This window comes from Arthrobacter sp. MMS24-S77, assembly GCF_054888235.1.
In genome coordinates, this window is sequence record NZ_JBTZRN010000001.1 from 967,459 (window position 1) to 989,567 (window position 22,109).

At 64.9% G+C, this 22,109-nt stretch carries 22 protein-coding genes; 11 read left to right on the forward strand and 11 right to left on the reverse strand.

Translation table 11 applies throughout. From position 1 onward, the window contains the following. Positions 1-6 precede the first annotated feature (6 nt). Positions 7-879: a sugar phosphate isomerase/epimerase family protein gene (locus tag ACX5I4_RS04510; RefSeq protein WP_461835606.1), complete on the forward strand. Its 873-nt coding sequence runs from the start codon at positions 7-9 to the stop codon at positions 877-879. A 3-nt stretch (positions 880-882) separates the two neighbouring features. Here the strand turns inward: ACX5I4_RS04510 and ACX5I4_RS04515 are convergent, their stop codons facing one another. The 4 genes from ACX5I4_RS04515 to ACX5I4_RS04530 form a co-directional block, all read right to left on the reverse strand. Further along, positions 883-2,541, reverse strand: a complete 1,659-nt coding sequence (locus ACX5I4_RS04515; RefSeq protein ID WP_461835607.1) for a SulP family inorganic anion transporter — start codon at positions 2,539-2,541, stop codon at positions 883-885. Further along, positions 2,538-2,918: an ArsR/SmtB family transcription factor gene (locus ACX5I4_RS04520; RefSeq protein ID WP_461835608.1), complete on the reverse strand. Its 381-nt coding sequence runs from the start codon at positions 2,916-2,918 to the stop codon at positions 2,538-2,540. The genes ACX5I4_RS04515 and ACX5I4_RS04520 overlap by 4 nt, the downstream gene beginning before the upstream one ends. A gap of 154 nt (positions 2,919-3,072) precedes the next feature. Continuing rightward, positions 3,073-4,092, reverse strand: coding sequence for a sugar phosphate isomerase/epimerase family protein (locus tag ACX5I4_RS04525; protein WP_461835609.1), 1,020 nt, complete (start codon positions 4,090-4,092; stop codon positions 3,073-3,075). Then, positions 4,089-5,267 (reverse strand): Gfo/Idh/MocA family protein, encoded by a 1,179-nt coding sequence (locus ACX5I4_RS04530; RefSeq protein ID WP_461835610.1) that lies wholly within the window; start codon positions 5,265-5,267, stop codon positions 4,089-4,091. The genes ACX5I4_RS04525 and ACX5I4_RS04530 overlap by 4 nt, the downstream gene beginning before the upstream one ends. Positions 5,268-5,425: 158 nt before the next feature. On the opposite strand from ACX5I4_RS04530, the gene ACX5I4_RS04535 reads away from it, so the two are divergent. From ACX5I4_RS04535 to ACX5I4_RS04575, 9 genes are all read left to right on the forward strand, one after another. Beyond that, positions 5,426-6,436, forward strand: coding sequence for a LacI family DNA-binding transcriptional regulator (locus ACX5I4_RS04535; RefSeq protein ID WP_461835611.1), 1,011 nt, complete (start codon positions 5,426-5,428; stop codon positions 6,434-6,436). Between the two features lie 170 nt (positions 6,437-6,606). Next, positions 6,607-7,602 (forward strand): substrate-binding domain-containing protein, encoded by a 996-nt coding sequence (locus tag ACX5I4_RS04540; RefSeq protein ID WP_461835612.1) that lies wholly within the window; start codon positions 6,607-6,609, stop codon positions 7,600-7,602. A 64-nt stretch (positions 7,603-7,666) separates the two neighbouring features. After that, positions 7,667-8,725 carry an ABC transporter permease gene (locus tag ACX5I4_RS04545; RefSeq protein ID WP_461835613.1) on the forward strand — a complete coding sequence of 353 codons (1,059 nt, stop codon included), beginning with the start codon at positions 7,667-7,669 and terminating at the stop codon, positions 8,723-8,725. 17 nt (positions 8,726-8,742) lie between these two features. Then, on the forward strand, positions 8,743-9,696 hold the full coding sequence (locus ACX5I4_RS04550; RefSeq protein ID WP_461835614.1) for an ATP-binding cassette domain-containing protein: 954 nt from the start codon (positions 8,743-8,745) through the stop codon (positions 9,694-9,696). A gap of 112 nt (positions 9,697-9,808) precedes the next feature. Beyond that, positions 9,809-10,804, forward strand: a complete 996-nt coding sequence (locus tag ACX5I4_RS04555) for a Gfo/Idh/MocA family oxidoreductase (protein ID WP_461838645.1) — start codon at positions 9,809-9,811, stop codon at positions 10,802-10,804. Further along, complete coding sequence (locus ACX5I4_RS04560) at positions 10,804-11,847, forward strand: Gfo/Idh/MocA family protein (protein WP_461835615.1); 1,044 nt, start codon at positions 10,804-10,806, stop codon at positions 11,845-11,847. Before ACX5I4_RS04555 ends, ACX5I4_RS04560 begins: the two co-directional genes overlap by 1 nt. A gap of 35 nt (positions 11,848-11,882) precedes the next feature. Continuing rightward, positions 11,883-12,986 carry a Gfo/Idh/MocA family oxidoreductase gene (locus ACX5I4_RS04565; RefSeq protein ID WP_461835616.1) on the forward strand — a complete coding sequence of 368 codons (1,104 nt, stop codon included), beginning with the start codon at positions 11,883-11,885 and terminating at the stop codon, positions 12,984-12,986. Then, on the forward strand, positions 12,986-13,804 hold the full coding sequence (locus tag ACX5I4_RS04570) for a TIM barrel protein (RefSeq protein WP_461835617.1): 819 nt from the start codon (positions 12,986-12,988) through the stop codon (positions 13,802-13,804). The genes ACX5I4_RS04565 and ACX5I4_RS04570 overlap by 1 nt, the downstream gene beginning before the upstream one ends. Next, complete coding sequence (locus ACX5I4_RS04575) at positions 13,801-14,832, forward strand: Gfo/Idh/MocA family oxidoreductase (protein WP_461835618.1); 1,032 nt, start codon at positions 13,801-13,803, stop codon at positions 14,830-14,832. Before ACX5I4_RS04570 ends, ACX5I4_RS04575 begins: the two co-directional genes overlap by 4 nt. 98 nt (positions 14,833-14,930) lie before the next feature. Here ACX5I4_RS04575 and iolB read toward each other — a convergent pair whose 3' ends face one another. From iolB to ACX5I4_RS04600, 5 genes are all read right to left on the reverse strand, one after another. Then, positions 14,931-15,824 (reverse strand): 5-deoxy-glucuronate isomerase, encoded by an 894-nt coding sequence (iolB, locus tag ACX5I4_RS04580; RefSeq protein WP_461835619.1) that lies wholly within the window; start codon positions 15,822-15,824, stop codon positions 14,931-14,933. A 17-nt stretch (positions 15,825-15,841) separates the two neighbouring features. Next, a complete protein-coding gene (locus ACX5I4_RS04585; protein ID WP_461835620.1) occupies positions 15,842-16,582 on the reverse strand; it encodes a GntR family transcriptional regulator in 741 nt (246 codons plus the stop codon). A gap of 255 nt (positions 16,583-16,837) precedes the next feature. After that, entirely contained in the window at positions 16,838-17,290 is a 453-nt protein-coding gene (locus tag ACX5I4_RS04590) for a hypothetical protein (protein WP_461835621.1), read from the reverse strand. Positions 17,291-17,315: 25 nt separating this feature from the next. After that, on the reverse strand, positions 17,316-17,696 hold the full coding sequence (locus ACX5I4_RS04595) for a cupredoxin domain-containing protein (RefSeq protein ID WP_461835622.1): 381 nt from the start codon (positions 17,694-17,696) through the stop codon (positions 17,316-17,318). Positions 17,697-17,824: 128 nt separating this feature from the next. Further along, positions 17,825-18,604 carry a gamma-glutamyl-gamma-aminobutyrate hydrolase family protein gene (locus ACX5I4_RS04600; protein ID WP_461835623.1) on the reverse strand — a complete coding sequence of 260 codons (780 nt, stop codon included), beginning with the start codon at positions 18,602-18,604 and terminating at the stop codon, positions 17,825-17,827. A 63-nt stretch (positions 18,605-18,667) separates the two neighbouring features. Here ACX5I4_RS04600 and ACX5I4_RS04605 point away from each other — a divergent pair, with 63 nt between their 5' ends. Next, on the forward strand, positions 18,668-19,801 hold the full coding sequence (locus ACX5I4_RS04605) for an LOG family protein (protein WP_461835624.1): 1,134 nt from the start codon (positions 18,668-18,670) through the stop codon (positions 19,799-19,801). Between the two features lie 91 nt (positions 19,802-19,892). Here ACX5I4_RS04605 and ACX5I4_RS04610 read toward each other — a convergent pair whose 3' ends face one another. Continuing rightward, entirely contained in the window at positions 19,893-20,708 is an 816-nt protein-coding gene (locus tag ACX5I4_RS04610; RefSeq protein WP_461835625.1) for an IclR family transcriptional regulator, read from the reverse strand. A 121-nt stretch (positions 20,709-20,829) separates the two neighbouring features. Then, positions 20,830-22,086 (reverse strand): aminopeptidase P family protein, encoded by a 1,257-nt coding sequence (locus ACX5I4_RS04615; RefSeq protein WP_461835626.1) that lies wholly within the window; start codon positions 22,084-22,086, stop codon positions 20,830-20,832. Between the last annotated feature and the right edge of the window lie 23 nt (positions 22,087-22,109).

Genomic DNA, 22,109 nt, shown 5'->3' on the forward strand with positions numbered 1-22,109 from the left:
GTGACCATGAAGATTGCCCTCGACCCCACCCCGTTCCACCACAGCCACGGTCTGCTGGAATTTCCGCGGCTGGCCGCCGATCTCGGCTACAAATACCTCCAGCTGACCCCGCACGCGGACTTCATCCCGTTCTTCAACCACCCCAAGGCCGACGACGAGCTGGTGGGCCAGTTGAAGAAGGCCTGCAAGGACGCCGACGTCGAGATCGCCTCGGTGCTTCCCGTGCTGCGTTGGTCCGGACCGGATGAGGACGCCCGCGAGGCTGCCGTCCGCTATTGGAAGCGTGCCATCCAGATCACGGTTGATCTTGGCGTGCAGACCATGAACACCGAATTCAGCGGGCGCCCGGAGAAGGCAGAGGAGTCCGAAAGGGCCTTCTACCGCTCCATGGAAGAGCTGCTTCCGATCATCGAGCGTGAGGGCTTGGACGTCCTCATCGACCCGCACCCGGACGACTTCGTGGAGGACGGACTTGCAGCCCTGCGTGTCATCCGTGGCGTGAACTCGCCCAACATCGGCATGGTCTACGTTGCCTCCCACACATTCCACATGGGCAACAAGCCGCTCGACATCATGCGGGCGGCGGGGGACAAGCTGCGCCTGGTCCACGTGTCCGACACCATGGACCACCACGCCTCCCACGGGCTGCGCTACATCACCAACCCGCCCGGCAACGCCGTCCGCGTGCACCAGCACCTCAAGATCGGCGACGGCGACGTCAACTGGGACGAGTTCTTTGGTGGGCTCAAGGAAATCGGGTTCCTGGACAAGGACAACACCGTCATGGTGTCCAGCGTCTTCGCCGAGGACGACAACGCCAACGAGGTCTCCCGGTACCAGCTGGAGACTATGGGCAAGTACATTTCCAAAGTCCAGTAGGGGCTACGGGTTCTTGTCGGGGTTGTGGGTGGCGCGTGCGCGGGCGACGTGACTCCGGGCGTGTTCCACGGCGGGGGCCAGTTCGGTGAACAGGTGTTTGTGGTGGCGAAGGGAGTCCAGGACCCCCACCTGGGTGACGAGCCGAAGGTGGCGCTCCTGGATCCCTTTGATCAGCACGGTGATTCCGCGCCGTTCCAGGGCCTGGACGATGTCTGTGATTGTTCTGGCCCCGGTTGCGTCCAGGATCTGCAGTTGCGACATGCGGATGATCACGACGTCGACGTTCCGGATGGCGCTGACCCGCTCCAGGACGCGCTCGGCGGCGGCGAAGAACAAAGCCCCATCGAGCCGGAACACAGCGATGTGCTCGTCCCCTTCGTGGACCGGGCCGGGGATTTCCTCGCGGTGCACTCCGCTGGACCGGACCAAGGCACGCAGGGCGAAGAAGGCGGCGACCGCGATCCCGATTTCCACGGCTTGGATCAGGTCGAAGGACACAGTGATCAGGGCGGTGACGAAGAATACGACCGTGTCGGCGCGTGTTGATCCGATCACGCTGCGCAGCGTCTTGAGGGAGACCATGCGTGTCGCGGTGACCATCAACACCCCGGCCAGCGCGGCAAGGGGGATGCGGGAAACCGGGCCGGTGGCCAGGTACACCACGGCCAGCAGGACCAACGCGTGGGTTATGGCGGCGAGGCGTGTCCGGCCGCCCGCGCGAATGTTCACCGCGGTGCGGGCGATGGCACCTGTGGCCGGCATGCCACCGAAGAATCCGGACGCGACGGACGCCAGGCCCTGGCCCAGGAGTTCACGGTCCGCGTCGTAGGGGCCGGTATCGGAGATCGACGCCCCGACCCGTGCCGAGAGCAGCGACTCGATCGCGGCCAAGGCCGCGATCGTGGCCGCGGACCCGGCCAGCCCGGTGATCGTCGCCAGGTCCAGGGAGGGCACCATCGGGGCCGGCAGGGAAGCGGGCAGGGCTCCGATCCGGGTCACGGGCAGGTCGAGGAACTGCGCGGCCACAGTGGCGATGATGATCGCGATGAGCGAGCCCGGGATCCGGGGGTGGATCCGCGGTGCGGCAACCATGATCACCGCCACCAGAGCTACCACGGCAACCGGGGCAAGAACCGAGGTTGGGGACACAGTGCCGATGGCCTGGATGGCCGAGACGACGGCGTTGCTGCTGGGCCCGGGTTTGGCCCCGACCGCGGCAGGGACCTGCTGCAGGAAGATGATTACCGCGATTCCGACGGTGAAGCCCTCGATCACCGGCCAAGGCAGGAGCGTCACGACCCGCCCGAGTTTGAGTAGCCCGGCGGCCACCACTATCACCCCGGCAAGGACCGAGACTGCGGCCAGTGCACCGAGCCCGTGGGCTGCGATGACCGGGCCCAGAACCACGACCATGGCGCCGGTGGGTCCGGAGACCTGGATATTGGAACCACCGAAGACGGCCGCGATCACGCCGGCGATAACGGCGGTGATCAGTCCGCTGGCCGCCCCCGCGCCGGAACTGACGCCGAACGCCAAGGCCAGCGGCAGCGCGACGATGCCGACGGTGACCCCGGCGACCAGGTCTCCTTTCCAGGTACGCGGCAGCAGCGCGTAATCCCGCCGCACGGGCAGGAAAGCCCGGACCGCGATGAGGCCCTTCACCGGGTGCTAGCCGCTGAGGCTGACGCGGGCGCAGTCGCTTCCGAGGTCTCAAGCTGCGCCCGGGTGGTCTGCAGCATGTCGCCGAGCAGCAGTCTCGCCACGGAGAGGAGTTCCGCGACCTGCGGGTACGCCAAGGTGTAGAACATCTGCAGTGCCCGTCGCTCTCCCTTGACGAGGTGATATCGGCGCAGCACCGACAGATGCTGGGACAGGTGCGAAGCCTCCAGGCCCGTTGCGGCCAGAAGCTCTGTCACTGACACCTCGGGCGCCGCCGACAGCAGCTCCAGTACCCGGATCCTGACCGGGTGGGCCAGCCCCTTGAACAGATTGGCCTTCACCTCGTACAGCGGTGCCCGGAAATCCGCGAACTCTTCCATGACTGCCTCCTTGCCCGTTAGCACACGTCCTTGCTTGACTATTTTATGGATTCATCATCCAGCATACCAAGGACGGGAACGGAAGGCCTTGCGGGCCAGCGCCGAGGGCCTCATCCGAATCTCGGATGAGGCCCTCTCGTTGTCCCGGAACCTGCTATGCCGTCACGTTCAGCGACGCCGAAAGCGCAGCGTCTGCGTCACGCAGGACCTTCGCCGCCACCTCGAGCCCTTCGATCCGGCCGAGTGAAGTGTCTTCGTGTTCGATGTTGACCAGCATGTTCGGGTCCACTTCATGAAGCGCACGCAGGAACTCGGTCCAGTAGGCGGTGTCGTGCCCGCGGCCGAGGGCAACGAAATCCCAGGCCGAGTTCTTGGGCCACTCGTTGGCCCACTCGTCGCCGCCGAGGTTGGTGCGGCTTTCGTCCGGCGCGAGGCGACGGAAGCTGTTGTCGAGGACCCCGTAGAGAGCGGCGTTCGACGTGTTCACGCGGACGTCTTTCGCGGCTGCCTGGAAAACCAGCGGGCCGAGTTCGCGGACCACGGCCACCGGATCCATTTGCTGCCAGAACAGGTGCGAAGCGTCCAGTTCAACGCCCACGTGGGTGGCTCCCGTGAGCTCGATGAGCTTGCGAACATCGGCAGTGTTGAACACGATGTTCTGCGGGTGCAGCTCGAGGGCTACCTTCACGCCATGGTCGGCGGCCAGGCGGTCAGTCTCGCGCCAGAACTTCGCGGCGATGTCCCATTGGTAATCCAACACATCCAAAGCCGCCGAATTCCACGCGTTGACGATCCAGTTCGTCACGGTCGCGCCGGGCTCCCCGCCAGGCAGTCCGGACATGGTCACCACCCGGTTCTGGCCGAGGCGCTCTGCGAGCCGGATGGAGCGGCGGATGTCCTCGGCATGCTTCTCACCGATCTCACGCTTCGGGTGCAAGGGGTTGCCGTTGCAGTTCAGGCCTGCGATCGCGACGCCGGTCCCCTCGAAGATCGCGAGGTAGTCGTCCCGCGCGGCATCCGATACCAGGATGTCGTCGAAGGTGGGGACGTGCACGGCGGGCAGGAATCCGCCCGTGTTGACCTCGATTCCCGTGAGGCCCAGATCAGCAATGACCTTGAGGGCCTCGGGAAGCGGGCGGTCATGCAGGATTGCGTTGTAGACGCCGAGTTTCATAGCGTGATGGTCTTTCCGTTGTTGAGTGCGGATTCCGTGACGGCGCCGAGCAGTTCCATGTTGCGCACGCCTTCGTCGAACGTGGCGCAGCGGGGGAGTGACTCGGATTCCGGCAAACCGGCAACCTCTTCGAGGAACGCCCGGGCCTGGTAGCCGAAAGCGTCGTTCTGGCCGAAGCCGACCTCGGGGGCGTCCATGGCGAGGCCACCCGCAATGTAGGGGTGGCCCGGGCCGAGGATGACCTGGCGGTAGCCGTTCTCCTTGCCCGAGCCATCGTTGAGGAACAGCTGGATTTCGGAGGGACGGCGCTGGTCGAACTTGGCCGCACCGTTCTCGCAGAACACTTCGAAGTTGAGGCTGTTGGCGTGGCCGGCTGCAACGCGGGAGACTTCAAAGCTGCCTGCGCCGTTCTCGAACTCTGCGTTGAAGGCCGCATAGTCGTCGTTCTCCACGGCCTCGAAGGTGTCGCTTACTGCGGCGTGGTCGTGGCCCATGACGGCGGCGAGCGGCAGGGGGCGCTTGTCGATGACGGTGCTCAGGCGCCCGCCGCTGATCGACTTGATGTCGCCGCACAGGAACTCGGAGACGTAGGCTAGGTGGCTTCCGACGTCGGCCAATGCGCCGGAACCGGGGCCGCCCTTGTAGCGCCAGCTCATGGGAGCCGACGGGCTGAAGCCGTAGTCGGTCCAGTAGCGGCCGCTGAAGTGCAGCACCTTGCCGAGGACGCCGGTGCGGATCAGATCGCGGATGTAGGCAATACCGGGCGTGCGGCGGAAGGTAAAGCCGATGCGCGCGATGCTGGAAGCGCTGCGGGCGGCTTCGGCCATGGCACGGGCATCCTCGAGGGAGTCGCTCAGCGGCTTCTCGCAGAGGACATGCTTGCCTGCGGCCAGGAGTCCCTCGACCACCTCGCGGTGGAGGGAATTCGCGATGACGACACTCACGACGTCGATGTCATCCGCTTCGGCGATCGCCTCCCACGAGGTGTCATTGCGTTCGTAGCCAAAACGTCGGGCGGCGAGGGACCCGAACTCTGCGTTCACATCGCCGATGGACACGAGGCGCACCGGCGGAAGCACGGGGCTGTAAAGGGCGGACGCTGTGCGGTAGGCCGCCGCGTGTGCCTTGCCGGCCATTCCTGCGCCGATGACGGCGACCCCTAGGCTCTCAGCCATTGATTTCTCCTTCGAAATTAAGCCTGGGTGCCGAACACCCCTTGCGGCATTTTGGAGCGCTACAATTTAGCACTGGACTCAAAGCCTAATCATGTGAGTATGTCCTGTCAATGTCCTGCGAATACCCTTGACAACAGAGTGGAAAGGTTCCCCGAATCGTGAGTGCGACAAGTCCTAAAACCCGCCGCCCGACCATCTATGACGTTGCCAAACATGCCGGCGTTTCGCCGTCGTTGGTGTCCTTGGTCCTCCAGTCGCCGGAAAGGGTCAGCGACAAGCGCCGCCAAGCGGTCCAGACGGCAATGTCGGCGCTCGGCTACCGTCCCAGCAGGGCCGCGACCACGCTGGCGAGCAATCGGACCAAGAGCATCGGCCTGCTGATTGACGACTACAGGAACCTTTGGTTCGTCGATCTCCTCAGGGGCATGGAGTCGGTTCTTTCGGACCTCGGTTACCACGTCATGCTGGCCGACTCCCGGCCCGGCGAGAACCGTATCAAGGAAGCCGCCGATGGGTTGCTTGCCATGCATGTTGACGGGCTGGTGATCGCGGCGGAGCCGAGCGAGTCCATGCTGGACCGGACCTGGGTTCCCACGGTGGTGGCCGGGTGGCGCAAGGGGGTGCCGACCGGTGCCGATCTCATCACCAACGACGACGACGGCGGGGGCGGCATGGCCGCTGACCACTTGCTGGGGCTCGGTCATACCCGCATTGGCCATCTCTCAGGGTCCGACGGCGCGTCAGCCCACCGGCGCGCCGGTTTCCGGCGCCAGATCGAGGCGGCCGGCGTCGAACTTCTGGTTGCGGAGTCCAAAGGTACTTCGGAGGAAGATGGCTACGCCGCCGCCTCTTGGCTCCTGGACCACCATCCGGACACGACGGCGATCTTCGCGGCCAACGACACCATGGCCGTTGGGGCATTCGCCGCCCTCAAGGCGCGCGGGCTGGGTGTGCCCGGCGACGTCTCGGTGATCGGCTACGACAATTCTCCACTGGCTAAGTCGAGGTACCTGGACATCACCTCGGTCGACAACCGCAGCGACCTTGTCGGCATTGACGCCGCTCAAAGGCTGCTCGCCAGGATCGAGGACCCCGCCCTCAAGCCCGAGCGCACCTTGATTGATCCCGTCCTGGTTGTGCGAAGTACCACGGCCCGGCCGGCCCCCTAGCCCCGATCTGGACGGTGTTCGCGGGGGACCACATGACCAACTCACGTAAAAACATCCTAATGTCAGGACAAAGTATTGACATCTGTGAGGCGAGTCACCATGATCTGTGTAGAGGGCTTTGAGCTCCTGCAGAGTGGCAGGGCCACAACCCCAATCAAAGGAGATAAATCGTGAAGAAGTTTTCCTGGCGGAAGGCGGCACTCGTTGCGGCCGTCGTTCCGATGATGGCTCTTAGCGCTTGTTCCAGCCAAGGCGGGAAGCCAGCTGACAGCGGTAACGCCGCGGGCGGCGGACAAGCCGTCAGCACTCCGCGCATGAAAGTCGCCCTCATCACCCACGCGGCAGCAGGGGACACGTTCTGGGACATCGTCCGCAAGGGTGCAGAAGAAGCGTCTGCGAAGGACAATGTTGAGCTTCTCTACACAAGCGACCCCGAAGCCGGGCGCCAGGCCCAGCTCGTCCAGCAGGCCATCGACCAGAAGGTTGACGGTATTGCTGTCACCCTCGCCACCCCGGACGCCCTCAAGGACGTCCTCAAGAAGGCCACCGATGCCGGCATCCCGGTGGTGAGCCTCAACGCTGGTGAGGGCGTCTCGGCACAGCTCGGGGCTTTCACCCACTTCGGTTCGAATGAGAAGCTCGCCGGCGAGGCCGTCGGAACCAGGCTCGCGGCACAGGGCTTCAAGCACCCGGTCTGCGTGATCCAGCAGCAGGGCCACGTCGGCCTCGAAGCACGGTGTGCCGGCGTCAAGGCGAAGGTGCCCGGAACTGAGATCCTGTACGTCGACGGCAAGGACATGACCGCGGTCCAGTCCACCGCCACCGCGAAGCTCCAGGCAGCCAAGGATGCAGATGTCATCATCGGCTTGGGCGCGCCGATCACCCTCACGCTCCTCAAGTCCGTCACGGACGCCAGCAGCTCTGCAAAGGTGGCCAGCTTCGACCTGAATGCGGACCTCGCCCAGAAGATCGTGGACGGCTCTGTGATCTTCACCGTGGACCAGCAGCCGTGGCTCCAGGGCTACATGTCCGTTGACTCCCTGTGGCAGGCCAAGCGCGGAGGTTTCAAGCTCGGTGGCGGCCAGCCCGTCCTGACCGGTCCCACCATCGTGGACAAGTCCAACGCCTCCGACGTTCTCAAATTCGCCCAGCAGGGCGTCCGCTAGATCCAGGATTCTGGCCGCGCGGCGGGCGACCGCCGCGCGGCCTGACCAACAAGGAGTTCTTCCTATGGCAAACACAGCAACCCTGCCGCCGGCACCGGCTTCGGCCCCCGGCGATGAGCGGATCGGACGCCGTAGCCCGGTCCAGAAGTTTCTGGGCAGGCCCGAAGTCGGCGCCCTCGTGGGGGCGGTCGTCCTCTTCATCTTCTTCGCGTCCGTGTCCCAGACGTTCACGCAACCGAACGCGCTCGCGACCGTGCTGTATGGTTCCTCGACGATCGGGATCATGGCGGTGGGGGTGTCGCTGTTGATGATCGGCGGTGAGTTCGACCTTTCCACCGGCGTGGCCGTGATTTCCTCGGCTCTGACGGCCTCCCTGTTCAGCTGGTATTTCTCGATGAACGCGTGGGTCGGCGTCGTGCTGGCGCTCGTCGTTTCGCTCGGCATCGGCTTCATCAACGGCTGGATCCTGGTCAAGACGAAGCTGCCGTCCTTCATCGTGACGCTGGCGACGTTCCTGATGCTCACAGGCCTGAACCTGGCCTTGACCCGCCTCATCGGCGGCAGTGTTTCCTCGCCGTCGATTTCCAAGCTGGACGGTTTCGAGTCGGCCCACGCGGTGTTCGCGTCCTCGATCAGCATCGGCGGCGTCGAGGTCAAGATCACGGTGTTCTTCTGGATCATCCTGGTCGCGATTGCGTCCTGGGTGCTGTTGCGCACGAAGGTGGGCAACTGGATCTTCGCGGTGGGCGGGGACGCGAACGCTGCCCGTGCGGTGGGTGTCCCGGTGACCAGGACGAAGATCGGTTTGTTCATGGCGGTCGGGTTCTGCGGCTGGATCCTGGGCATGCACAACCTCTTCGCCTTCGACGCCGTGCAGTCCGGTGAGGGCGTGGGCAACGAGTTCCTGTACATCATCGCCGCGGTCATCGGCGGCTGCCTGCTCACGGGCGGCTACGGCTCGGCGGTGGGCGGTGCCATTGGTGCGTTCATCTTCGGGATGGCGAACAAGGGCATCGTGTACGCGCAGTGGAACCCTGACTGGTTCAAGTTCTTCCTGGGCCTGATGCTGCTGCTGGCCACCATCGTGAACCTCATCGTCAAACGCCGCGCAGAGCTCAAGTAGAAGGGCCGGACAAAACAATGAACGCGAAACAGATCGACCAGCAGACCCTGCTCAAGGATGAAAAGGACCCGCTGACCCACACCCCCGTGCACCTGCTCTCCCTGGACGGGGTGGGCAAGCATTACGGGAACATCATCGCCCTGCGGGACGTGACCATGGCCGTGGACAACGGCCGCGTCACCTGCGTGCTGGGGGACAACGGCGCGGGCAAGTCCACGCTGATCAAGATCATCGCCGGACTCCACCAGCACGACGAAGGCGTGCTGAAGATCATGGGGGAGGAGCGGAAGTTCAACTCGCCCCGCGACGCCCTGGACGCCGGGATCGCCACCGTGTACCAGGATCTGGCGGTGGTGCCGTTGATGCCGATCTGGCGGAACTTCTTCCTCGGCTCGGAACTGACCACCGGCTTCGGCCCGTTCAAGTCCATGGATGTCCAGAAGATGAAGGACATCACCCTGACGGAACTGGCCGCGATGGGCATCGACCTGCGCGATGTGGAACAGCCCATCGGCCAGCTCTCCGGCGGTGAACGCCAGTGCGTGGCGATCGCCAGGGCCGTGTACTTCGGGGCGAAGGTCCTGATCCTGGATGAACCCACCGCCGCCCTCGGGGTGAAGCAGTCCGGCGTCGTGCTCCGCTACATCCTGCAGGCCCGCGACCGCGGGCTGGGGGTCATCTTCATCACCCACAACCCGCACCACGCCTTCCCGGTCGGTGACCGGTTCCTGCTGCTCAAACGCGGCAAGTCCATCGGCTACTACGACAAGAAGGACATCACCCTGGACGAGCTGACCGCCCAGATGGCCGGCGGCGCGGAACTTGCCGAACTCGCCCACGAACTCGAACAACTCGGCGGCCACACCCAGGCCCTCAAGGAAGTCCAAGCCGAAGTCGCCGAAGTAACAGAAGTGACCGACGTCGCTGGCGTTGCTGACGATTCAAGGGAAAGCAGCCCGCGGCACGCCTAGCGCGCAGGGAGATAGCGCGGACGGAGACGGGGGTCCGCCGGAAAACCGGACGGGCCCCCGCTCGCGATGCCAACGCGGGAACGTGAACGAACGTAAAAGACGGGAAGACAACATGCCGATCCGGGTAGGCGTCATCGGCGCCGGTGTCATGGGCGCAGACCACATCAGGAACCTCTCCACCACCATCAGCGGGGCCGAAGTCACCTTCGTGGCAGACCTCGACGCCGGACGTGCGGCGGCCGCGGCGCCGCCATCCGCACGCATCACCACCGACCCTTCCGAGCTGATCAACTCCAGTGACGTTGACGCCGTCGTCGTCGCTTCGCATGACTCCACCCACGCCGGACTGGTGCTGGAATGCTTCGAAGCGATGACCCCTGTTCTGTGCGAAAAGCCGCTGGCTCCTACGCTCCTGGAAAGCCGCGAAGTGGTGGAGGCCGAAGCCGATCTCCTTGCCGCAACGGGTGCCCGGCTGTTGTCGATGGGCTTCATGAGGCGGTTCGATCCCGGCTACGTCGCTTTGCGCGAAGCCACCCGGGCGCGCACCCAAGGCGAGCCCTTGCAGGTCCACTGCACTAGCCGGACTGCGTCCGCGGGGCCGGATACAAGCTCGGAATCCGCCATCACGAATTCCGCGATCCACGAACTCGACATCATCCCCTGGCTCCTGGACTCGCCCATCACGGAGGTGTCGTGGCAAGCGGGGCGGAGTTCCCGGCACAGCACCGGTGATTTGAGGGACCCCGCCTTCATGCTCCTGCGCGCGGCCGACGGCACCCTGGCCACCCTCGAGCTCTTCCTCAACGCGCAGTACGGCTACACCACCCGGTGCGAGGTCGTGTCGGAGTTTGGCACGGCTGCGTTGCCGGAACCGGCTGCCCTCGATGTCCGGCAGGCGGGAAGGCGCAGTTCCGAAATTCCCGCCGACTGGCGTCCACGCTTCGCCGATGCTTACCGTTTGCAGCTCCAGGCCTGGATTTCCGCGCTTGAAAAGGGAGAGCCCGCGCCGTTGGCTACAGGGGAGGACGGCCTGCGGGCATCGCAGCTTGCACAGGCCATGATCCGTTCACTCCACAGCGACGGTGCCTACACGAAAGTGGTCTACTGATGGCTTCATCCGGTCTGCCGGTGTCCCGCGTTCCGGATTCCCGTGACGCTCCCGCGTTGCGCTGGGGGATCATGGGGCCGGGGTGGATTGCCGAACGCTTTACGGAGTCGGTTCAGGCCCATTCACGGCAGGTGATCGCCGCCGTCGGCTCCCGTTCCTTGGACCGGTCCAAGGCGTTCGCGGACGCTTTCGGCGTGCCCGCCGCCTACGGGAGCTACGAAGAGCTGGCTGCGGCTCCGGACATCGACATTGTGTACGTGTGCACGCCCCACAACTTCCACCACGGCGCCGCAGTGCTCGCCCTCGATGCCGGCAAGCACGTCCTCATCGAGAAACCGATCGGCCTGAACGCGGCGCAGGCCCAGGATATCGCCGTGCGGGCCAAGGCAGCGGGCGTTTTCGCCGCCGAGGCCATGTGGAGCTTCTTCCTGCCGAAGTTCGACGTGATCCGGCAAGTGCTCGACGCCGGGACGCTGGGTACCGTGACGACCGTCCTGGCGGAGTACGGCGAGCACTTCGAGCGCAGCCACCGCATCTTCGATCCGGATCTGGCTGGTGGGCCTTTGCTTGACCTGGGCACCTACCCGCTGGCCCTCATCACCGAAGTCCTGGGGGCTCCGGAACGGTTGAGCGCTTTCGGCCAGCCGCACGAATCCGGTGTCAACGCCCAGCTCTCCGCCATCATGGAATTCCCGGGCGGAAACCAGGCCGTGATGAACACGCATCTGCATAATTTCACCCCGACGGCGGCGACGATCGTTGGCTCCGAGGCCACGTTGACCATTGATGGCCCCTTCAACATGCCCGGCGGCTTCGAGATCCGGTTCCCGGACGGCACGCGGCTCCGCCACAACGAACCCGCCGGCGGGCATTTCGAAGGCCTGCACTACGAAGCGGCCGCAGTGGCTCGCGCCATCGCCGCCGGCGAGACGGAAACCCCGCAGCGGACCCTGTCCTCCTCCATCCGCACCATGGAAGTTGCCGATGAGATCCGCCGCCAAGTGGGCATTGGATTCCCGGGTGAAGGCAACACCCCCGCCTGAACATTTGTTGTACTGACTATCGAAAGGATGGGCCCATGGCCTACATCGAACAGCACTCCTCCGGACTTCCCACCCCCGTGCGGCTTGGCCTCATAGGCTCCGGCTGGATGGGTGCGTTCCACGGCGAAAGCATAGCCCGCCGGGTTCCCGGTGCGGTCCTGGCCGCCGTCGCCGATCCCAACGTGGACTCCGCAGGGTCCGTGGCGGCCCAGCTTGGTACGGCGAAAGTCACGGCCGATGCCGCGGACATCATGGCCGATTCGGACATCGACGCCGTGATCATTGCCAGCCCGGCACGGTTCCATGCGTCCCTTATCGCCCAAGCCGCAGCCGCCGGCAAGCACGTTTTTTGCGAGAAGCCCGCTGCGCAAAGCCTCGAAGAGCTCGACGCCGCGCTCCTCGCCGTCGAAACGGCAGGGGTGCATTTCCAGATCGGCTTCAACCGCCGATACGCCACCGATTTCCAAGCTGCCAAGAAGGATCTGGCCGAGGGAATTGTGGGGGAACCCCAGCTCCTGCGCTCGCTGACCCGGGATCCCGGCACCGGGAGCATCGGCCATGCAGCCAGGATTCCGGCCTGGACGATCTTCCTGGAGACCCTCATCCACGATTTCGACACCCTGAACTGGTTCAACGAAGGTGCCGAGCCGGTGGAGGTCTACGCTGCGGCCGACGCGCTCGTGGAACCGAGCCTGCGTGACCAGGGATTCCTGGACACCGCCGTGGTCACCATCCGCTACAGCAATGGAGCCCTGGCCGTGGCCGAAGCCAACTTCAGTGCTCTTTACGGCTACGACGTCAGGGGAGAGGTCTTCGGTTCCAAGGGCATGGTGCAGGCCGGACGGCCCACTGAAACGGCCGCCCTGAGGTACACAGCAGAGGGCCTTTCCGCCGAAACTCCGAGGCTCAACGTGGAACTGTTCCGCGATGCCTACACCGATGAACTCGTGGACTTCGCGGCGGCAGTCCGCGCACGCCGTGACGGCGAGCAGCCGCCGCCGGGCGCTTTCACCCTCACCCCGGGAGCAGCTGACGCGCGCCGCGCCCTCGCGATGGCTTTGGCCTGCATCGAGTCGGTCAAGCAAGGCGGACCGGTGGCGGTCCCCGCCGTGTCGAGCAACAGCAAGGCCGGTGTCTGATGCGGCTGGCCGTATGCGCCGAAATGGTCTTCACGGAACTGCCGTTCGCCGAACGGGTACGTCGGATCCACGAGGCCGGATTCGACGTCGAACTCTGGGACTCGAGGAGCAAGGACATCGCGGCACTCAAGGCGAGCGGCGCAGTCTTCTCCTCCATGACCGGGTACACCGCCGGGAGCCTGGTCGACGCCGACACCGCCGACGACGTGGTGAAGACGGCCGAAACGCTGATCCCGACCGCCTTGGAACTCGGCGTCAGCCGCATGGTGGTGCACTCGGCGGAGTTGATCGACGGGAAGGCAGCCCGTCCGGTCTACCGCTCCAACGGCAACATGTGGATCACGGGTGCCCGGACCTTGGAGCGACTCGGCGCACTCGGGGAGAAGCACGGGTTGACGTTCTGCCTTGAGAACCTCAACACCGTGCTGGACCACCCCGGAATTCCACTGGCCCGTGCCAAGGACACTTTGGCGCTGGTGGAAGCCGCCGGACACCCCAATGTGAAGATGATGCTGGACCTGTACCACGCACAATTGGGGGAGGGAAACCTCATCGAGCTGGTCCGCGCAGCCTTGCCTCACATCGGCGAGATCCAAGTGGCGGATGTGCCGGGCCGCTGCGAGCCCGGCACCGGCGAAATCAACTACTCGGCCGTGGCCCGGGCGCTCGCGGCTGCGGGCTATGAAGGGACCGTCGGCATGGAGGCGTGGGCCAGCGGAGACGACATGGCGGCGCTTGAGGCGTTCCGCCGGGCGTTCACGGTTGAGGCTACGGAGTCCCGGAACAGTTCAGCTTTTTCAACGGAGGTAGCACTATGAAAGACGTCGTTCTCGGGCTGGTTGGAGTAGGGCGGATCGGCGTGATGCACGCCAACAACATCGCCGCCCTCAACGGGGAACTGAATTCCCAGGGCATCAACGTGGAGTTACGGCTCACGGACGTCGCCGAAGACCACGCCCGCAAGGTGGCGGCTGGTCTCGGCGCTAAATTCCTGCCGTCGGTAGAGGCCTTGATCGCCTCCGGAGTGGACGGACTGGTGATCGCGACCGGAACGGGCACCCACCCGGAATTGATCCGCGCGGGAGTGGACGCCGGTATCCCGGTGTTCTGCGAGAAGCCCGTGGCCATGAATGTGGCCGATTCGCTGCCCGTCCTGGAACACATCCGTGCCAACGACGGCGTGGTGCAGATCGGCCACCAGCGCCGCTTTGATGCCGGTTACCTCGAGGCCAAGCGCGCCTACCAGGCCGGGGAGCTCGGCTGGATCCACTCGCTGCGTGCCGTGACCTGCGACATGGCCCCGCCGCCCGTGGAATTCCTGGCGACGTCCGGCGGGCTGTTCCGCGATTGCTCGGTCCACGACTTCGACGTCCTGCGCTGGTTGACCGGCCGCGAAATCGTGGAGGTCTACGCCAAGGGTTCCAACAACGGTGATCCCGCCATCGGGGCAGTGGGGGATGTGGACACAGCGCTGGCGTTGATCACGTTCGACGACGGGACAGTCGGCACGGTATCCGCCACCCGTTACAACGGTGCAGGGCACGACGTCCGCCTCGAAATCCAGGGTTCGAAGCGTTCCATCATGGTCGGCCTGGACGACAAGACAGCCATGGAATCAGCCGAGGCCGGGATCGCCTTCCCGTCCGGAGAACCCCACAAGACCTTCGCCGAACGCTTCGACCAGGCCTATCGCTCCGAAATGGCGGCCTTCGTTGAACTGGTCCTGGGCCAGCGGGAAAACCCGTGCACCCCGGAGGACGCAGTCGCGGCGTCACGCGTGGCGGATGCCGCGCAGGAGTCCCTGGCAAGCGGTGTTCCGGTCAGGGTGGAGCTTGTGACGGCCTAGGCCGGTTAGGCGTTAGGGGCCCCAACTGACTCGCAGTTGTTGTCGTTTTGGGCCGTCGAAACGACAACAACTGCGAGTTAGTTGGGTGCGCGGACTCCTTAGGCGCCGAACGGCAGTCGGGGGTCGATGTCCTGTCCATCCCAGCTTTGCCGCACCCAGCCATGGTGGGGGTCGTCGCTGATGAGCCATTCGCGCACGGGTCCCGGGCCGGCCATGACGTTCAGGTAGTACAAGTCGTAGCCGGGAGCAGCCATGGCCGGGCCGTGCCAGCCATAGGGAACCAGCACGACGTCGCCCGTGCGAACCTCTGCGGCCACATCGATCGGGCGCTCATCGGAGGCGTAGACGCGCTGGTAGCCGATCGCATCGGCGTCTATAGGGGCAGCAGAGCCGTCAGCCACGCGGGTCTCGAAGTAGTAGATCTCCTCGAGTTGCGTCTCGCCGTCCTTTTCCTCGTCGTGCTTGTGCGGGGGATAGGAGGACCAATTGCCTGCGGGGGTAAGCACTTCGCACACGATGAAACGGTCTGCCTCGAGGGCTGCGGGGGTGCCGAAGTTGTGCACCTGGCGGGAACAATTGCCTGCGCCACGCAGTTCCACGGGGGTTTCCGCGGCGGTGACCAACCGGGTCGGATACGAAGCGTTGGCCGGGGCCGTCGCAACGGCGACGCGGCCGCCGTCGGGCGAACTAATGGTGACAGCGGTGTTGGTGCCGGAATACAGGACATCGCTGGGGCCGTGGAAAACGGACGCCCGCCCCGCGAGGGGGTACTCGACGTCGTCGACCCTCACCGTAAAGCCGCCGTTGAGCGGCACAATGATCCGCTCTTCCGCTGCGGCGGGGAGTTCGACGGCGGTGCCCGCGGCGAGCGTGGCGACCTTGAGCCCGGTGTGGGCCCAACCATCCACGGCCAAGGCGGAATCGGAGGTTCCGAGCGAAATGTCCCAATCGCCGTCGTTGGCGGTTCCCAGTGGATAGACCCAGTTGGCCATGAAGTTAAGTCCTTGCGTTAGCGCTGTACGAGTGTCATTTCAAAGCTGTAGGAGTCCGCCCGGTAGACATGGTGGCCGGTTTCCACCATGCGTCCCGTGTCGTCGACGGCGGTGCGCTCCATGGTGACCAAAGCCGAGCCGACTTCCGCCTCCAAGAGCGGAGCCTGGTAGTCGTTGGCGATCATGGCGCCGATCCGCTGCGAGGCGAGGCGGAAGTTGACGCCGCCGCGGCGCAGGATAGCGTAGAGGCCTTCTGCTGCGAGCATGGACTCGTCCATGGTGGCGATGTCGTCCCGGACCCAGTTCTCCATGAGTGCGAGCGGCTTGCCGCCCACTTTGCGGAGACGGGTGAAGTGATAGACCTTGGAACCGGCTGGAAGCTGGAGGGCGGTCAGCGTGGCTGCGTCGGCTTCCATGTGGGAGAAGCTGAGCACCTGTGTGGTGGGCTTCTTGCCGTTGTTCGTCAGATCGTCGTAGAGACTGGAGAGCTCCAGGGGCCGGCGGACCTGGCTCGACACCACCTGCGTGCCGACCCCGCGCTTGCGGACCAACAGGCCCGAGCGGACGAGTTCATCCATGGCCTTGCGCATGGTGGGCCTGGACAGGTTGAGTTGGGCGGCGAGGTCTATCTCGTTATCCAAGCGGCTGCCGGGTTCCAGCACCCCGCTGTGGATGGCGGCCTCGATGCCCTGAACCACCTGGTGGTACAAGGGCACAGGGGAAGAACGGTCGATAGTGAGGCCAAGTTGATTCGCCATTGCATGCTCCCTCGTGTTCCGGGACTGTCCCGGACGTGGCAGCATGTCCGCTCATGTTCGCTTGATAGGACATACTGCTTTATCGATGATAGCAGGAGCGTTGGGCTGGTCAAGGGAATTGGAGGCGGGTGTTCGGGCCGCTGGTTGGCGCGTTTTAGGACATGTCCAGTCGTCAGTACCAATCGTGGTCAACGTGCCGCACGTGCATTTCAGCGGAGCCGGACGCCCCCTTCAGCGAAGGGGGCCGCGTGTCGTTCACCGACGGCGTCGCCGGGCGCTGCCGCGTTGCCTGAGGTAGCCGACGCCTGCCAGGGCGGCGCCCAGTCCCTCGGCGACGGCGCTGAGGGACTTCTCGAAAAACCATACGGGCTCGTACATGGAGGGGATCGGACCTAGGGCAGGTATGTCGACGTAGCGGTAGAGAAGCACCGCAATGAAAGCGCTTCCAGCGACGACCACCGCGGCCGCGTAGGCCGGCCGACTGCCGCGGAGCAGGACATACAGGCCGACGAGAACTGCAGCGACGGCCTCAATCCGGAACAGGTTGCCTTCCCCGATTCCGCCAGGGGCACCCAATTGGTAGCCGGAGGCAAGATCGAAGTGCACCACTGCGTCGACGACCAGGGCTGCCGCCACAAACAGTCGCAGCAGGATGTCCTTGGGCCTGCGGTTTATCGGCTTGCGGCGGGCCGGTTCACGGGTGCTCATTTCACTGTGCTCATTTCCCGCGCGCTCATTTCACGACCAGGGTTCCATGCATATTGGAGTGGTACGCGCAGTGGTAGGGATAGCTGCCCGGGTTGGTGGGTGCCGTGAACTGGCCTGTTCCGCCCCCGCCGTCGACGGCCGCGTCGAAGGCTTTTCCATCGTCTGAGGTGATCGTGTGGGCCTGGGTGTCCTCGTTCTTCACCGTGACTTTGGCGCCTGGGCTCACCGAGACCGGTCCTTGATAGCCGAAGTCCTTGATGGTGATGGTGAGCGATTGGGAGGACGCGGCGGAAGGTGGGCTCGACGATGCGCCCTGGTAACCACCACCAGACGACCCGCACCCGCTCACGGCGATCAGGGCGGCCGCAGCAACGATCGCCAACGTGGCTTTGGGGTGGTTCCTCATGATTGGTTCCCCGCTTCTCGTGTCCGGTGGCCCGAATGTGCTTGCCACATTGATGAGACGAATTCCAGAGCGGTCGGGTTCACGGGGACGGGCAATTGCCTCCGGCGGGCGGAGGCTGGCCGTCTCGCTCACCCCACGGGACGCAGCGTCCTGCAGACCTCCACGAAAGCCTTGAACGGGGCGAGGCGCTCCTCATCAGGCAGCTGCGAGGCCTCCGGGTGCCATTGCACGGATGCGACCCAGCGCTGTGGATCCTCAAGGGCTTCCACCGTGCCATCCTCTGCTACCGCGGTCACCACCAGGCCGTCGCCTACCCGGGCCACGGCCTGGTGATGTCCCGAAGCAATCCGCACCGAGTCCCGCGAGCTATAGAGCCCGGCCACTTTTGAACCCGGGGAAAGTTCGACGTCGTGCCACGCCCAGGTGCTTAGCCCACCCTCCGCCGGGGTCAGGCCGTTGTGCTCCACCGACGACGGGTGCATGTCCTGGATGAGCGAACCGCCGTACACCACGTTCAGGAGCTGGTGGCCGCGGCAGATCCCGAAGGTGGGCAAACCGGCGTCGAGCGATCCACGGGCCACCGCCAAGTCGAGGCGATCCTGGTCAGGGTTGACGTCGTAGCAGGCCTCAGTCGCTTCTTCTCCGTAAAGGCGCGGATCCAGGTCCCCGCCGCCCGGCAGCAGGACCCCGTTGAGGGAGCGGAGCTCGGTGGCCAGCCGGCCGGCTTCGTCGGTGAAGGAGGCGTCCAGCAGTACAGGCTCCGCACCGGCGTCGCGCACTAGTTCGACGATAAAGTCGAAGAGCTCATTCGCTTCTCCCACACGGGCATCGGCGTCTTCGGAGCTGCTGAGGCGGACGGGAATGCCGATCCGGGGCCGGATGCTGCTCTGCTGTTCGGAAGTCTGCATGCTCCATGATGCACCGGCCGGGTGACTCCTGCGCAACGGGAACCTCGGGCTTACGCTGATGCCATGAATCCGTCCCGCGCCCTGACTCCCAGTCCCCGCACGCTCGACATTGAGAGCGTGGCCCATTTCGACCGGCTGCTCAGCTCCGGCGCCGCAACGATGCACGGCTGGCACGCCCAGTCGCTGGACCTGCGGGGCCGTCGGGGCGACTTGGAACGGCTGGATCCGCAAGGCGCCATCTTCCTGGGCTGCACCTTCGACGACGGTGTGGAAGACTCCCTCCGCAGCCGCGGCGCCCTCATCTTTCCGAAGCTGCGCGGCGTGCCGTTCAACCCCTACCGCGGCAGCCTCTACAGCGCCGCCGAACTGTACGAGGACATCGACTCCACGGAGTACGAAGCCACGCTCGACGCCCAGGTGTACCAATGGAGCATCATGCCGGGGCAACGGACCAGCCTGGACGCCACCCTCGCCGCCGCGCTGCACGATCACGCCATCGGAGATGCCCTCGATGAACTCCTGGGCAACGGGGATTTCGCCGGGAACAAGATCGTGGGAGTCATGGGCGGGCACGTCGCGCAACGCGGAACACAGGATTTCGACGACGCCGCGCGACTGGGTCGGCTCTTGGCCCTGTCCGGCTTCACGGTGGCCACGGGTGGCGGGCCGGGGGCCATGGAGGCGGCCAACTTGGGCGCCTACCTGAGCGGCCTGCCCGACGGCGACTTCGCCGTCGCGCTCGAGGCGCTCGCGGCGGTGCCGGGTTTCCGTCCCTCGGTGACCGCGTGGGCGCGGGCGGCGGCCGCCGTCGTCGAGCACCATCCGAGCGGGACGACGTCGCTGGGCATCCCCACCTGGTTTTACGGGCACGAGCCGCCCAACCTCTTCGCCACCCACATCGCCAAGTACTTCGCCAACTCCATGCGCGAAGCGATCCTGCTCGAGCTATGCAACGGCGGGATCGTCTTCCTCCCGGGTTCCGCCGGCACCGTGCAGGAAATCTTCATGGACGCGTGCGAGAACTTCTACGGCGCCCCGGAAACCGTCACGCCCATGGTGCTCGTAGGGCGCGATCATTGGGAGCACAGGTATCCCGCGTGGCCTATGTTGCAGAGCCTTGCTGCCGGGAAGGTGATGGAGGGCCGGATCTTCCTGGTGGACAGCGTCGAGGAAGCGCTCGCCGTGGTCGCGGGCTAACTGCTTGGGTTCCGCCCGGCTGGCCCAACTAACTCGCATTTGTTGTCGTTATGGCGGCTCATAACGACAACAAATGCGAGTTACTTGGGAGTTAGTGCGGGGCGCGGCCGCCCAGGCGCGTGGTGATTTTGCGGGCTGCGTCTTGGCATGCCTCGCCGAGGCTAGCGAGCGTGTCCTGCGAGACCCGGAATTTCGGCGCCGGGATCAGGACGGAGGCCACGATGTCTCCGCGGTGGTCAAAGACGGGGGAGGCAACGCCGACTTCTTCGATGGATGTTTCGCCGAAATTGAAGGCCCAGCCCCGCTCCACAGACTCCTGGAGCCGGAGCAAGTAGGCCTCGAGGGCTTCCTCATCGAGACCCGGCAACGTGATGGAGCCGCTTCGCAGGAGCTTGCGCACGCGGTCGGCGTCTTCGGCGGCAAGGAAGACCTGCACCGAAGAGCTGAGCGCTTCGTTGTAGCGGGCACCCAGCGGAGTGAGGTGCTTGACCTGGTGACGGCTGGCGATTTGCTCAACGCACATGGATTCGTTCCCGTTCCACACCATGAGCGCGCTCGTCTCGCCCGTCCGTTCGCTCAGTTCGCGCAGCACGGGATAGGCCACCCGTCGCTCTTCCAGTTCGGCAAGGAGCGGGCCGGCAAGTGCGATCATCCCCAGGCCCAGCCGGAAGCGGCGGGACTCGGGATCGCGCTCCACGAGGTGTTCCTGTTCGAAGGTTGCCAGGATCCGGGACACGGTGCTCTTGTGCAAGCCGATCCTGCCGGCGATCTCGGTGACTCCCAGCAAGGGTTCCACGGCGGTGAAGCTGCGGAGCACGGCGATGGCGTTCTCGAGTACCGAAGCGCCTTTGGAGTCGCCGTTGGCCGGGGTTTCGCTCGTGGCTGCACGCGGTTCTGCTGGGGTCATGATGGTCACTATATGGCTCTTTTTATTAGGACATGCCCAGCCGTGGCCTGGAGCAATGAGCATATGAGTCATATGTCCACTGCTCGGGCGCAAGGCTGGGCATGTCCATTGGAGGTGGGGGTCAGGCGCCGATGATGTTGTATTCCGGGCCGAACGGGAACTTGGTGATGTTCTCGGCACCGTCTTCACCGACCACGAGAATATCGTGTTCCCGGTACCCGCCGGCACCCGGCTGGCCGTCGAGGACCGTGATCATCGGTTCCATGGAGACCACCATTCCTGGCTCCAGGACCGTGTCGATGTCTTCGCGCAGCTCCAGTCCGGCTTCGCGGCCGTAGTAGTGCGAGAGGACCCCGAAGGAGTGCCCGTAGCCGAAGGTTCGGTTGGCGAGCAGTCCGTGCGAAACGTAGATTTCGTTGAGCTCCGCGGCGATGTCCTTACAGACCGCCCCAGGCTTGATGAGCTCCAGTCCGCGCTTGTGCACCTCCACGTTGATGTTCCATAGTTCCAGCGAACGGGCATCGGGTTCGCCGTAGAACAAGGTCCGCTCCAGGGCCGTGTAGTAGCCCGAGGTCATGGGGAAGCAGTTCAGCGACAGGATGTCGTGTTCCTGGATCTTGCGGGTGGTGGCCCAGTTGTGGGCGCCGTCAGTGTTGATGCCGGACTGGAACCACACCCAGGTATCGCGGATCTCGGAGTCGGGGAACGTCCGGGCGATCTCGTGGACCATGGCTTCGGTGCCGATCAGGGCGACCTCGTACTCGGTGATTCCTGCCGTGATCGCATTGCGGATCGCCTCGCCGCCAAGGTCGCCGATCCGGGCGCCGTGCTTGATCACCTCGATCTCCTCGGAAGACTTGATCATGCGCTGGCGCATCGCGGCCTGGGCAACGTCCACGAGCGTCGCGCCGGAGAAGGCAGCCTGGATCTTGTTGCGGTTGTCCAGCGGAAGGGAATTGTCCTCCACACCCAGGCGCCGGACGCTGATCCCTCGGGTGCGCAGCACTTCCTGGATGCCGAAGATGTAGTTGTCCCGGCGCCAGTCCGTGTAGACCAGGTTGTCTCCATAGCTGCGGCGCCACGGCATTCCGGCGTCGATGTTGGCGGTCACCGTGACGGTGTCGTCGGCCGTGACCACCATGGCGTAGGAGCGGCCGAAATAGGTGAACAGGAAGTCGGAGTAGTACTTGATGGAGTGGTAGCTGGTCAGGACAACGGCGTCCAGTTCCTTCTCGGCCATGATCTGGCGAAGCCCGGCAAGGCGTCGCTCAAACTCTGCGTCGGAGAAGGTCAGGGAGACCTTCTCTCCGTTGTTGAGGACCTTGAGGCGCTCAAGCTTGCTGACGTCGCTTACGGCTTCATTCTCGGTGATGGTCATGGGTGGTGTTCCTTTCAATGGAT